A 436-nucleotide genomic window follows, 5' to 3' on the forward strand; every position below is an offset into this window, starting at 1 on the left:
TTCAATAAGTTTCATTTTTTTATGTAATAATTTTCATAATAGAGTATAATCAAAATGAGGTGAACTTTTATGAACATGACAACATTGAACACGCCACTTCCTGAAGATTTAATGAAATTAAAATGGAATGGGCAATTTAAATTGATGCAGGAGATGATTGATTTACGTCTTCAAAAGGACATTCCTGCCAAACTAAAGGAGCGTTTAGAATTAGAAAAAGAATTGATTTCTCGTCTTCCTGAAGATTTTACGTATTCCAAAGAAGACGCCATTGAATTATTAAAATCAAAGATTGAAGATTTCAAAGAGGAAGAATTTGATGAATTATTCAAAGACAATGCGTTTGAATGGATCTTCATTGAGGGAAAAATATATTTAAAAGACAATTTTTTTGAAAACCTAATTAAAGTGCGTAAAGTTTATAAAGATCGTTTAA

General features: G+C 28.4%; 1 pseudogene. It reads left to right on the plus strand.

Annotated elements, in window-relative coordinates:
- Positions 1–69 precede the first annotated feature (69 nt).
- Positions 70–436 (plus strand): annotated as a pseudogene (locus tag ACZQCL_RS02400) (transglutaminase-like domain-containing protein); the annotation flags it as partial.

The organism is Holdemanella sp., from assembly GCF_056804935.1.